The 12856-nt window shown below is 32.6% G+C and carries 14 protein-coding genes and 1 riboswitch; of the genes, 2 read left to right on the top strand and 12 right to left on the bottom strand.

The genetic code is table 11. From position 1 onward, the window contains the following. Nucleotides 1–139 precede the first annotated feature (139 nt). The 4 genes from QMG60_RS00490 to QMG60_RS00475 are packed head-to-tail and all read right to left on the bottom strand — an operon-like array spanning nt 140 to nt 2184. Nucleotides 140–679, bottom strand: coding sequence for a DUF4252 domain-containing protein (locus QMG60_RS00490; RefSeq protein WP_281866540.1), 540 nt, complete (start codon nt 677–679; stop codon nt 140–142). Between the two features lies 1 nt (nt 680). Continuing rightward, nucleotides 681–1208, bottom strand: a complete 528-nt coding sequence (locus QMG60_RS00485; protein WP_057117771.1) for a DUF4252 domain-containing protein — start codon at nt 1206–1208, stop codon at nt 681–683. A gap of 15 nt (nt 1209–1223) precedes the next feature. Continuing rightward, nucleotides 1224–1688 carry a hypothetical protein gene (locus QMG60_RS00480; RefSeq protein WP_057117772.1) on the bottom strand — a complete coding sequence of 155 codons (465 nt, stop codon included), beginning with the start codon at nt 1686–1688 and terminating at the stop codon, nt 1224–1226. After that, nucleotides 1675–2184 (bottom strand): sigma-70 family RNA polymerase sigma factor, encoded by a 510-nt coding sequence (locus QMG60_RS00475; protein WP_057117773.1) that lies wholly within the window; start codon nt 2182–2184, stop codon nt 1675–1677. The genes QMG60_RS00480 and QMG60_RS00475 overlap by 14 nt, the downstream gene beginning before the upstream one ends. Nucleotides 2185–2351: 167 nt before the next feature. Here QMG60_RS00475 and QMG60_RS00470 point away from each other — a divergent pair, with 167 nt between their 5' ends. Next, the gene (locus QMG60_RS00470; protein WP_281866539.1) at nt 2352–3809 is read left to right on the top strand and encodes a S41 family peptidase; all 1458 of its coding nucleotides are present in this window, start codon (nt 2352–2354) and stop codon (nt 3807–3809) included. 80 nt (nt 3810–3889) lie between these two features. Here QMG60_RS00470 and QMG60_RS00465 read toward each other — a convergent pair whose 3' ends face one another. The 8 genes from QMG60_RS00465 to QMG60_RS00430 form a co-directional block, all read right to left on the bottom strand. Beyond that, nucleotides 3890–4924 carry a DUF5074 domain-containing protein gene (locus QMG60_RS00465; RefSeq protein WP_057117775.1) on the bottom strand — a complete coding sequence of 345 codons (1035 nt, stop codon included), beginning with the start codon at nt 4922–4924 and terminating at the stop codon, nt 3890–3892. A gap of 3 nt (nt 4925–4927) precedes the next feature. Further along, entirely contained in the window at nt 4928–6781 is a 1854-nt protein-coding gene (locus QMG60_RS00460; RefSeq protein ID WP_281866537.1) for a TonB-dependent receptor, read from the bottom strand. Nucleotides 6782–6806: 25 nt separating this feature from the next. Then, nucleotides 6807–7010: riboswitch (cobalamin riboswitch) on the bottom strand. Nucleotides 7011–7080: 70 nt separating this feature from the next. Continuing rightward, nucleotides 7081–7611, bottom strand: coding sequence for an alpha-ribazole phosphatase (gene cobC, locus QMG60_RS00455; RefSeq protein ID WP_281866535.1), 531 nt, complete (start codon nt 7609–7611; stop codon nt 7081–7083). After that, the gene (locus QMG60_RS00450) at nt 7596–8381 is read right to left on the bottom strand and encodes an adenosylcobinamide-GDP ribazoletransferase (protein ID WP_281866533.1); all 786 of its coding nucleotides are present in this window, start codon (nt 8379–8381) and stop codon (nt 7596–7598) included. The genes cobC and QMG60_RS00450 overlap by 16 nt, the downstream gene beginning before the upstream one ends. Before the next feature lie 180 nt (nt 8382–8561). After that, complete coding sequence (gene cobT, locus QMG60_RS00445; RefSeq protein WP_281866532.1) at nt 8562–10241, bottom strand: nicotinate-nucleotide--dimethylbenzimidazole phosphoribosyltransferase; 1680 nt, start codon at nt 10239–10241, stop codon at nt 8562–8564. A 1-nt stretch (nt 10242) separates the two neighbouring features. Continuing rightward, nucleotides 10243–10767: a bifunctional adenosylcobinamide kinase/adenosylcobinamide-phosphate guanylyltransferase gene (gene cobU / locus QMG60_RS00440; protein WP_281866531.1), complete on the bottom strand. Its 525-nt coding sequence runs from the start codon at nt 10765–10767 to the stop codon at nt 10243–10245. A 36-nt stretch (nt 10768–10803) separates the two neighbouring features. After that, a complete protein-coding gene (locus QMG60_RS00435) occupies nt 10804–11181 on the bottom strand; it encodes a four helix bundle protein (protein ID WP_281866530.1) in 378 nt (125 codons plus the stop codon). Nucleotides 11182–11211: 30 nt separating this feature from the next. Beyond that, nucleotides 11212–11574, bottom strand: coding sequence for a DUF5522 domain-containing protein (locus QMG60_RS00430; RefSeq protein WP_057117781.1), 363 nt, complete (start codon nt 11572–11574; stop codon nt 11212–11214). Between the two features lie 93 nt (nt 11575–11667). Between QMG60_RS00430 and QMG60_RS00425 the strand changes: the two genes are divergently transcribed. Next, nucleotides 11668–12810, top strand: a complete 1143-nt coding sequence (locus QMG60_RS00425) for an ABC transporter substrate-binding protein (RefSeq protein WP_281866529.1) — start codon at nt 11668–11670, stop codon at nt 12808–12810. The last annotated feature ends 46 nt before the right edge of the window (nt 12811–12856 follow it).

The raw sequence follows: 12856 nt of genomic DNA, 5'->3' as shown, positions 1-12856 counted from the left end.
AGTGGTATTTAAAGGTTATGTTGGATGTAAATGTAGAAAAATATTTGTTAATATTGTGATTTTGTAAAAGCCTTGTTATTAACGGGCTATAAAAAAAGCTCCAATTTATTGGAGCTTTTTTGGTTTAAAAAGTAAGATGTTATTTTTTAATAAGTTGTTCTAATGGTTTCAATTGATCCATATCTATTTTAGATTTTTGTAAAACAGACATTAATGTCATAATATTATTCGGATTCATATCTTCACCTAAAACACGGACTACAGCAAAGCCAGTTTCTTTTCGATTAAGGAATATAACAAATTCTTTAATGTTGTCTTCTGATCCTACATAACTAATAGAAGCTCCGTCTTTACCAGATCCAAACTTCATTAATTGTTCATATTTTGGATTTTTTAATATGGCATTGACTTTTGTTCTCTCTGTATCAAACTGCGCCTGATTTTTATCATTTGCTTTAAAAGCCAGAATATTCATTTTTTCGAAAGAATTTACCGCTTCAGTTTGTTCTGCTGAAAGTTTCGTTTTTTCAAGATTTAAAATATTAGGTGAAATATCCAATGCTATAAAATCTTTGTTTTCTGTGTTTTCAACAAAATACTTTTGTAATGTTGGTTCAGAGTTACAGCTTCCTAAAGTTAGCAAAGCTATAAGTGCTAAGGTGAAAATAGTTGTCTTCATTTTATTTTTTGCCTTTAGAAGCTTTCTTTAAATCAGAACCTCCTGGAAGCTGCATTTTATCTGTTAATACTGAGATTTCGTTTAGATCAAAATTACCAGTTAAAGATAATAAAACAGTCTCATCGTTTTTAGCACCGTCAACATACATTAACAATTCTCTTATCTGCGTATCTGATGCGCCAGATTTTACCATGATTCTAACATTTTTACCGCTGTCATTTACACGCATCAATTCTTCAAGGCCTGCAGTTTTAATGTATTTGTCTGCTGAAGCTTTCATTTCTGCTTCAATTTTTGGATTTTTAGTGGTAAACACTTTTAAATAATCTAATTTTTTAATTAAAGCAATGTATTGTTGTGTCTGTTTATCAGAAGCATCAACTTTTACCTTGCTCATTAAATCGAACATTTTTTTGTTTACAATTACAGAGGTTACATCGTCTTGACCATCAAATTTGTCAAAAGCACCTTGTGCATAAAAAACGTTTGTAACAAATGCGAAAACTAGAGTTATGATGAAATTTTTCATTTGATTTAAATTTAATTACTGTTTAAAAATTTTGTTTTTTGATTGTTCGTATTCTTTAATGTACTGTACACTTTCAATACCTACATTAACATTGTTTGATAATAAAGCCAAAGCTTTTTGTGTCGCTTTTAGCGCCTCTTCGGGATCATCGTAGGTTCCTAATTCTGTTTTAGAAGCTACGGCAGTAGTAGTAGTACTTTGTTCGCTTGCAAAATAATAGGTTCCAATTCCCAGCAAAATCACAGCTGAAGCCGCAATCGATAACCACGCCACATTTCGTTTTTTAGTTTGTAGTGGAATTTCATACGTCGATTTCTGTTCTTTTGCTAGAGAGAAATAGCCAAACATAGACTTGTACTGCTCCAAATGCTGCGCAACATTTGGTGAAGAAAAGTATTCTCTTAATTCTTTTTCTTCGGCAATCGTTGTTTCTCCCTGAAAGTATTTTTCTAATAGATTTTCTATTTTATTTAGTTCCATAAAGGTGTGTATTTGTCATTGATTCTCTAATTTTTTTTCTCGCTCTCGAAAGTGCCACTCGTATTGCAGTTTCGTTCATATTGACAATTTTCGCTATTTCGTCAAATTCATATTGTTCAACATCCCGAAGCTGAATCAGCAGCTGCATTTGTTCTGGAAGCTGATTTATAATTTTTTCAACCCATTCTAGACTATTTTCATCTTCCAGCTTTTTGTCTAACTGCGGTTCCCTGTCGGTAAAATTATTATGAACAATCTGCAGATTACTGGCTCTTTTAGATTTTAATTGGTCGAGACAATAATTTTTAGTCATTGTCATAGCTAAAGCTTCGACGCTGTTATAGTTTTCCAGATTTTCTTTTTTATTCCATAATTTTACCATTACTTCCTGAGTGGCGTCTTCGGCCTCTTCAGTACTTGTAAGCAATCTTTTTGCCAGACGAAAAACTTTGTCTTTAAAAGGATTTATTAATTCTATAAATACAACTTGGTTCATTAAACTGATGGTTAATCGTTAGCTTATATAGTCAAGACGAGGTACAATTATATTTGTTACAACAAAAAATAAATATTTTTTTTACGTAAAAAAAATACTGCTTTTTTGACGAAGCTAAAACTAAAGATACTACTTTTACGTTTATACCACTAAGAAACCCAATTGATATGAAAACACCTTTAAAGAGTATTCTCTTTCTTTTTTTGCTAGCTTTTTCTTTGCAGTCTTGTGAAGATCAAGATGACGTTGCAGCTCCAGCAGACTTACAAGTTAATAATTTTATATGGAGAGGATTAAATGAAGTTTATTTATGGCAGGCAGATGTGCCTAATTTAGCTGATGGACGTAATCTTCAACCTGATTTCGATACTTTTTTAAGAGGTTATTCTAAGCCGGAAGATTTGTTTGAAGATTTATTGAATAAACCAGAAAGTAAATACCCGAACGGAGGGGCTATTGACCGTTTCAGCTGGATTGTTGATGACTATACTGTTTTGGAACAAGAATTAAGCGGTATTACCAAAAATAACGGAGTCGATTTTAGACTAAGCCTTATTTCTTCTGGGTCAAATGATGTTGTTGGATATGTTCGTTATATTATACCAAATTCTGATGCTTCTACAAAAGCAATTAAAAGAGGCGATTTGTTTACAAGCGTGAACGGAACAAAACTTACTGTTTCTAATTACCAGCAATTGTTATTGAATCAAGATAGCTATACTTTAAATCTAGCAGATTATAACGGAAGTACTTTTGTTTTGAATGGTAAATCGGTTGCTTTAACGAAAACAGTTTTAGAAGAAAATCCAATTTTCATCAATAAAGTGATTACTTCAGGAAGTCATAAAATTGGTTATTTGATGTATAATGGTTTTTATTCTGAATACGATGATAAATTAAATCAAGCTTTTGGCGAATTAAAAGCACAAGGAGTAACAGATTTAGTTTTAGATCTTCGTTATAATGGAGGAGGAGCTATTACATCTTCAACTAGACTTGCAAGTATGATTACGGGACAGTTTCCAGGGCAGATTTTTTCAAAAATGACGTTTAATGCTAAACAAATGGAAGGTCTAAGCGGTGATGACTTAGAAAGTCTGAATGAAAGATTCGTTAATAATATTGATGGAAAATCATTAAACAGTTTAAATTTAAACACGGTTTATATTATTACAACAGAAAGTACAGCTTCTGCAAGTGAATTAGTGATAAATGGGTTAAAACCTTATATCAATGTTGTTCAAATTGGAGAAATTACAACTGGAAAGAATGTAGGTTCATTTACAGTTTATGATTCAGAAACTTTGACTAAAAAGAACGTAAATCCGAATCATAAATACGCAATGCAGCCTTTGGTTTTAAAGATTACAAATTCAGCAAATTTTGGAGATTATACTCAAGGTTTACAGCCAACATACGAGCAGAACGAACAAGTTAGCACTTATGGCGTTTTAGGAGAAACATCTGAGCCGTTACTTAGTTTAGCTATTTCGAAAATTACGGGAGCAACTGCTAAAAGAACTTTTAATGATTTGGAACCGAAGTTTCCTTACGTAACAGATTCAAAAATCATTAACGGATTGAAACATGGTATGTATCTTAAAACTGTACCAAAACTATATTAAGTAAAATTCAAAATAATAAAAAAGGCTTTCAGAAATGAAAGCCTTTTTTGTAAAAAAAACAAAAACTAATTCTAAATAGTTTAATCGTTAAAGTAAAAACCGTTTGATCCTGCACCGGTTGCTAATTCTTTTTGAAGATTTCCAGCTAAGTCGTAAATGAATGCTTTACTATCTTTATCGAATTTTGCATCTGCAACATAAATACGATTGTTTTCTACTGCAAATCCGTATATATAACTATCAGCTATCGTAACAATTGCTGTTGTAGAAGGCGCTGTTGCGTTAATGCCCATTGCATAAACAGAAGTTCCTGCTGTATAGTAAATTTTGTTGTCTTCAATATCCATAAGACCAACTCCAGCTAAACTGTCTGGGAATCCAATTTTAGAAACGGATTTGTCTGATAATTTAACTTTTACTAATTCGCCATTACCAGAAAATGGCGCTCTAAGAATATATAAATTACCATTTTCTTCTTCGATACAATCTGCACTATATCCAATTTCTAAAGTTTCAACTGCTTTTGTAGCAATATTTACAATTAAAAGTTTACTGCTGCTGTTTGGTTCAGTGATGTATAATTTACCATCTTCTAGAACTAATCTGTTTGCAGTTGCGTTTAATTCAATTTTTGACTCTACTTTATTAGTAGCTAAGTTAATAACAGCAACAAAATCATCAGTATCTCCTGTTGCTGGATTAATGTACGAATACGTATTTGCGTTGGTAACATAAGCTTTTCCATCTTTCACAACACCATATCTTGGAGTTGCAAGACCTGAATCAATTTTTGCAATCAATTTAAAAGTATATCTGTTTACAACATTGATCACATTGGAACCACCTGCAATGATATAAGCTTTATCTCCGTCAAAAAAGATATTCTGTAAATATCCTCCAACCAAATCATTTCCATTTTCAGCTTTATAAGCATCTTTTGTAAACAAACTAAAATCATTGCTAGAGAATGAAACACTACCAACACTTGAACTTCCTTCATTCAAAATAAAAAAACCATTGTCATAAGCGCCTTTTGGAGTATCGTCATCATCGCTTGAACAAGAAACGAATAACGAAATGCTTAACGCTATTAAAAGTAATTTACTGAACTTCATATATTAAAATTTTAAGGTTAAATACACATTGAAATTGCGACCTGGCATTGGTCTGTTTTCTAGGCTTTCATAGTCTTTATTTAAAAGATTTAAAACCTGAAAACCTATTTTAAAAGAATCTAAAAATTTAAGATCATAATCGATTCCGATATTTGAAATTAAATAATCGTTTATAATTTCATCCTTACTATTATCGGCGGTTGTATAAACAAAACCATTGTAAAGAATTTGATAGTAAGCGCTTACTTTATTTCTTGAGTAGGAAACTGCTCCAGTTGCTTTATTAAAAGGAACAAAAAAGATTTGGTTTTTGGTTTTTTCATCTTGAGATATGGTATAAGCATACGTTGCATTTGCTGCAAAATTGTTTTTACCATAATTTTTTCTCCAGCTTAATAAAGTTTCAGTTCCATAACTGTTGACTTTATCTTGGTTTTGCGGTGTCCAAATACCACCAGTTCCAGGCACCCATTGCAGCATGTCTTTTATTTTTATATAATAAAAATTCTGCGTCCAAGTGAAATTTTTAAATGTAAACGCATTGCCAATTTCTCCCTGATAAGAGTTTTCTGGTTTCAAGTTCGGATTTCCTCCAGTTTCCCAATACAAGTCGTTGTAAGTTGGAATTCTGAAATTTCTAGAAATATTCAACTTTAAATTGTACCAATCATTGAATTTATAAGAAGAGCCTAAATTGAATAAAAGCGGTGATTTGTAATTATTGGTAAATTCTTTTCTAACACCAATTTCATTTTTCCAGTTATCACCAATATCTTGCCTTAATAACAAAGAAGCCGAACTGATTTCGCGAACATGACTTCCAAAACTAGTTCCATAACCATTTGTTCTGCTGTAATCTATAATTCCGTTGACCTGAGTAGATTTAAATAAAGTATAATCTAAATCTAACTTTGTAATCAAATTTTCGGTTTTTCCGTACGTAAAATTATTAGTGCTATTATCAGCAAAGTATTGATAATTTTCAAAAATATATGCTGTCTTAAAATTGGTTTTCAGCTTTCCAAAATTTCCATCGTATTCAAGCAGGTTTCTGTTGAAACCATTTACGTACTTGCTTTTGGTTTCTGTTTCTACAATTAAAGATGTATTTCTGTCTGTATTTGAAGTTTGACTATACAGCTTTAAAATATGGTTTTCGTTTATTTTGTACCCAACATTTGCATTCAAAGTAATAATATCATACTGCCCGTTTTGGTTCCAGCGCTGTTCGCCTCTCCAAGTATAGCGATTCAAATACTTATAATCGTTTGTGGAGCTGTTTTTTGAAAAACCAATTTGCGTGCTCCATTTTTTGTTAGAAATAGATGTTTTGTAATTAATACCAATAGTATTAAAACTGCCGTAATCTAATCTTAAGTTATTTTCAAAACGATTTAAAAAAGATAAGTCATTATTTAAATGAACGGTTCCTCCAATTGCGCCACTTCCATAAATTACACTTCCACCGCCAGCCTTAACACTGACTGAATTATAATCTGAACTGGAAATAGTATTAAAATCGGTGCTTCCATTCATTTGAGAATTAATATTTATTCCGTTCCAAATTACTGCTGTTTGGGAAGAAGTCGTTCCTCTAAAAGAAACAGTCGAAAGCATTCCGCGACCATATTCTTTAAAATATAAAGTAGAATTAAAATTCAGCAAATCAGTTAACAATGCCTCATTTTTATTAATAATGGAATCATTAAGTTTTAAAACAGATTGCGATGCTGAGTATTTTTTTAAGTTTTTGTCTGAAACAAAAACTTCTTTCAAACTGGTAATAGAATCGCTCTGCGCCAAAGTAATCTGGCACAACAATAATAAACAAAAAGCTAACCTTAGTTTTATAGTCATAATTTCTACACTCTTTTTCCCGAGAGCTCGATATTGTTACAAAGGCAGGTCTCCTGGCTTGCGTCTTGTTGTTTACCTTCCCATTCGCCATGGGCGAGCAGTGGTTTTGTAGTTTACAACAAGCATTCGTTTAAGAACTCAGCTTACAGTTGCGGGTACAGCTCAAGAAATTACTTGATTCCCTTTTAATGTGTTTTATAAAAACACAACCTTAATTGGCTGCAAAGATAAAGTTAAAAATATTGAATATTCAAAATTTGTTTAGCTTTTCGAAGCAAAATGTAAAACATTACAGAAAATTAGAGCTTTATTCTGATAACTTGTCCGAAATTTACTTTATTTTTAAAAGCTTCTATCAAGGGAGTTTCTGTCTGATGACATAAAATACTTCTGATGACTCCTGCATGAGAAACAATAATTATAGGATTTTCTAGCAGTGAAATTTCATTTAAAAAGTCACCAACTCTTTCATGTAACTCTACAAACGATTCGCCATTTGAAACTTTGATATTTACAAAATCTTCCATCCACGGATTGAGTTGTTCGGGCGGAATCTCATCCCAGCTTTTCAATTCCCAATCTCCAAAATTCATTTCCTTTAGACGATCATCTTCCTGATATGAAATTGTATTTACATTCTCCTGAATATGTTTAGCAAGAATTGAACAACGTTTTAATGGACTTGAAAAAATCATTGCTTTTGAAGGTAATTCTGAAATAATTTTACCAAATATTTCATCAAAGGGTTCTGCAATATTTAAATCAGATTGTCCGTAACAGATTCCTTTTTCGCAGATCGTCTCGGTGTGACGGACTAGATAAATTTCCATAAAAATAAAATACTTAGATAAAATATAACCTCGCAGACTTGCTGTGTTGCGCCTAAACAATCACCTGTATAACCGCCAATCCATTTTTGAAAATAACGAGCCAAAAAATATCTTGTAATAAATACAGGAATTATGGCTAAAATTAATTTGTAATCAAAATAAGAAAGTATAATTAACGGAATTAAACCAAAAAAGCATGAGCCAAAAACTTCTTTCCAAGTATATTGCTTCGCAATTGGTTTACTTTTGCTCGAAGCATCTTCACGAGCATATTCATGTGTAAAAATGATACTTATAGCTGCTAAACGACTTAACGAATGAGCAGAAATAAATAAAAGGAAAATTAGTAAGATGTTATTTGTGGAAAGTAAAATGGATTCTGCAAGCAGTTTGAATTTTAATAAAAAAAGTAAAACCAATCCGATTGCTCCGTAAGCGCCAATGGCACTGTCTTTCATAATCATTAGGATTTTTTCTTTGGTCCAGCCGCCGCCAAATCCGTCACAGACATCTGCAAATCCGTCTTCGTGAAAAGCGCCGGTTGTTAAAACAGAAGCAATAATTGCAAAAATTACAGCAGTTTCTGTAGAAAGAAAAAGCGAAAAAAGATAGAAAGCCAGAAATGAAATTGTTCCAACAATCCAGCCAATAAAAGGGAAATATCGTGTGGCTTTATTTAAATAATCAGGATGATGAGTTATGTTTTTTGGACAAGGAATTCTGGTGTAAAACATTAAACAGGTGAAGAAAATATGTAGTTCTTTTTTCATTTAGATTGGGTTTTCATTTAGTATGTCATTTCGACGAAGGAGAAATCTCCGCAAGTAATTCCGTTCTAAAAGAGGCTCAACTTTGTGGACCTTCTAATGGAGATTTCTCCTTCGTCGAAATGACAAAAGTGAGAATAAATCATAATGAAACATAATTATTTTTAGGAATTCGAGTAATTACTATTTCCTACTTATGCCGGCACTTTCAAAACTAGCCATTTCATTCAAAAAAGCCTCAGCCGATTTTAGAAGTGGAAAAGCAATCGCACAGCCCGTTCCTTCACCTAAACGTAAATCAAGATTTAAAATGGGCTTGACATCTAAATATTCTAGCAATTTAGAATGTGCTTTTTCTGCAGAGCAATGACAGAAAACTGCATTTTGCTTTATATTCGGATTGATTTTATAAGCGATTAAAAAAGCTGTGGTACAAATAAAACCATCAACTAAAATCAGCATTTTATTTTCAAAGGCAGCCAGCATTCCGCCAGCCATTTGTATGATTTCAAAACCGCCAAAATAAGAAAGCTGTGAAATTAAATCGGCTTGACTGGAATAATTTTCGAGTGCTTTTTTTAGAATATTTTGTTTCAGAATTAATTTTTCATTTTCAACTCCAGTTCCTTTTCCAACGCATTCTTCAATAGGAAAATCAGTTAAAAGGCTAATTAAAACAGAAGCTGTAGAAGTATTTCCTATTCCCATTTCTCCAAATCCAATGCAGTTAGAACCTGTTTTAGCAATTCTTTCAATAATATCTTTTCCTTTATCAAAGCACAATTGAACTTCGGTTTCGCTCATTGCAGGAATATGCAGAAATGATTGAGTGCCTTTGGCAATTTTTGCATCAATTAAATTTGCATTTGTTGGGAAATCATAATTTACACCAGCATCAACAATTGATAATTCAATATTATTTTGTTTGCAGAAAACATTAATTGCGGCGCCTCCTTCAAGGAAATTAGTTACCATTTGTCGCGTAACATCTTGCGGATAATCGCTTACGCCATGATTAGCGATTCCGTGATCTGCAGCAAAAACAACAATATTTGGTTTTTCAATTTTGGGATTTAAAGTTTCAAAAACACTTGCCATCTGAAAAGCCAAGGTTTCTAATGTTCCTAAAGAACCAACAGGTTTTGTTTTTGAATCTATTTTTTCCTGCAGCAGTTTGTTGAAATCGGGTTTAGTTTCGATTTCATTTATAGAATTTACTTTTAAATCAGAAATGTTTATTTGATGAATTTCTGTGATTTCAGCGCAGATCGGAGCTTCTGATTTTTGTTTCCAATGCAATTGCTGCAGCATTGGCTGATTATTATAATTTGTTGCTGGTTTTCCGATACAGAAATAACCAAGCGGTTCTATATTCTCAGGTAAAGCAAGGATTTTTTTAAACTGATAATAATTCAGAATCGAAACCCAGCCCATTCCGTAACCTTGTTCAGTTAGAGAGAGCCAAATATTCTGAGCCGCACAAACCGAACTAAATTTCACAGCTTCATTACTGCCAATAGTCCCAATAGTAAATTGGTTTAAAACCGAACGATCATAAGCAATAATAAGCCCGATTGGCGCTTCTTCAATTGCTTCTAATTTGAGCGATCGGTAGAGTTCTTTTTGTTCGGGATTGTCGGTAAGTTCCTCGGCTTTTTTGTTGTAATCTAAAAATAGTTTTTTAATTGAAGTCTTTACTTCATCCGATTTAATAATATAATATCTCGTAGCATCAGTCAAACCAACAGACGGCGCCCAATGTCCAGCCTGTAAAGCTTTTTGAATTACTTCATCAGGAACTTCATCAGTTGTAAAATGTCGGGTGTCGCGGCGTGATTTTAATATATCTTCTAGATTGCTCATTTTAAATTTTGGAATTTTCTCCTTTTATCTTAACCGGAATTCCCGAAACCATCAAAACTACTTCATCTGCATTTGAAGCTAGAAACTGATTCATCCAGCCTTGCAATTCGGTAAATTTTCGTCCGATTTCTGTACTAGCATGAACGCCCATTCCAATTTCGTTAGTTACAATAATTAAATTAGTATCTTTTTGACTGGCAATTGAGAGGAATTCTTTTTTAGCTTCTTCGAGACTTAGATCGACATTATTTTTATGATCGACAAAAAAGTTAGTCAGCCAAAGAGTTACGCAGTCAATTAAAGCTGTTTTACCAGAAAAATCAATTTCGCTTAAAAATTTTTCTTTTTCAATATTGGTCCAGCGCTCGTCTCTTTCCTGCTGATGGCGGTCTATGCGATTTTGAAAATCATCGTCCCATTTTCGAGCAGTTGCTACATATATGGGAGAGTTAGAAAGTTCCAAAGCAAGTTTCTGAGCATAACTGCTTTTGCCCGAACGCTCGCCGCCGGTAATTAGGTAAATCATCTTAATTGTTGATTGTTAATTGTTGATTGTTAATGGTTAATTGGGAAGAAGTCTACTTTTACTTAATTGGCTTTTTGATGTTTTAATGATGCTGGTTATTAATTTTAAAATTGAAACAGCATCATTGTTGATGTTTTCAAATTCTTTTTGATTTAAATAATCAGTTGCTTTTAATAATTCCAGCCAATAAATAACCTCATTTGCTTCTTTTTGCGCAATAGCAAATTTATGAATAAAATCACTTTTACTTTCGGCATGTTCTGCTTCTCGAATCATTGCGCCAATACTTGTTCCTGATCTAAGAAGTTGTTTGGAAAGTATAAATTCTTTTTTATCATTGCTGAGATACTGATATAGTTTGACAATTCTGATTGCAAATTCAAAACTTTTATTTTTTACGATGTTGTTTTTCATAATTAACAACTAACAATTTATAATTAACAATTAATAGGGGCAATGTCTGCAGTCATTTCCGCAGCAGGTTCCTCGTTTAAGATGAAACCAAGTTTTAAAAACCATATTACCATCTTCGATGTAATAATCAATGCCTTCGATTAATTTTTCTGTTTTGGGCAAAGATATGGCTTTATTTTTCGGAGCATTGTGAGGAGTAATAGTTTCGATGTAGGCCTCTATTTTGTCTTCGCAGGCTTCTTTGAAGCAGACAGGGCAAAGACAATCTCCGCCTTCAGAGAGATTAAAGATTGGCGGGTAATCATTACACCAGCATTTGTTTTCTATAGATATATCTCCACAGCTGAATTCAGATTCACAGCTTGAGCAAATTTTCATTTTTGTGGTATTCATGTTGTAAAGATACAATTGTTTAAATTTGTAAGAATAAAGGTAAACAAAAAAAATATAAAATACTTTACCTTTGTTTCATCCAAAACATAAAACATGAGACATTTATTACCTAAAATGATTTTTGCGGCTTCTTTTTTTATTCTTATCGGATGTAAGAAGAATGAGAAAGCTGAAATTGTAAAAGCTGAAAATGCAAAAAACAGTATCGAATATGCAACAGGACTTTCTATCGTAAAATATGAGGATTATTCGGTTGTAACTGTCTCAAATCCATGGCCGAATGCCAATAAAGATTTCAAATATATTTTAAAAGAAAAAGATGCAAAGGTTCCAGACAGCCTTCAAACTTATACTACTGTCCAAGTTCCGTTAAACTCTGTCGTTGTGACTTCAACAACTAATATTCCGTTTTTAGAAATGCTTGAAGTGGAAAATAAATTGGTCGGATTTCCGCATACCGATTATATTTCATCAGAAAAAACGAGAGCATTAATTGACAAAGGTTCCGTAAAAAATGTTGGACAAAATGAAAAACTGAACATTGAGCAGTTAATCGAATTATCTCCAGATTTGATTGTAACTTTTGGAGTTGATAATAATAATCCGATGCTGGATAATCTGAAAAAAAGCGGTTTAAAAGTTTTAATTCAAGGTGATTGGATGGAACAATCCCCACTTGGAAAAGCAGAATGGATCAAACTTTACGGTGCTTTGTTTGGTAAAGAAGATCAAGCCAAGGAACTTTTTGATAAAATTGTAGAGAGTTATAATCAGGCTAAAAAATTAGTAGCAGACAAGCCAGCTACTTCAAAAGTTTTGTACGGTTCAATGTACGAAGATGTTTGGTATGTTGCCAAAGGAAACAGCTGGGTTGCGCAATTTATGCAAGATGCGAAATCCAATTATTTGTGGGCAGATTTAAAAGGAACTGGAAGCGAAGGTTTATCTTTTGAAAAAGTTTTAGACAAAGCCAAAACGGCCAACATTTGGATTGCTTCGGGTTCATTTAAAAGTTTAGATGAACTGCAAAAAGCAAATCCACATTACGGAGAATTCGACGCTTTTAAAAATAAAAGCGTTTATAATTTTGAAGGAAAATTGGGAGCAACTGGCGGCACCGTTTATTACGAATTGGCACCAAGCCGACCTGATTTAGTTTTAAAAGATTATATCAAAATTTTCCATCCCGATTTATTGGCTAGCTACGAATTTACTTTTGCATCAAAACTGAATTAAATTGGCGAATAAGAAAAGAAATACCATTTTATTTGTCACTTTGGCT

It is taken from the genome of Flavobacterium sp. GSB-24 (genome assembly GCF_027924665.1).
Taxonomy (GTDB): domain Bacteria; phylum Bacteroidota; class Bacteroidia; order Flavobacteriales; family Flavobacteriaceae; genus Flavobacterium.
The sequence above is the reverse complement of the archived record's forward strand: the minus strand, read 5'-3'. Positions and strand labels throughout refer to the sequence as shown.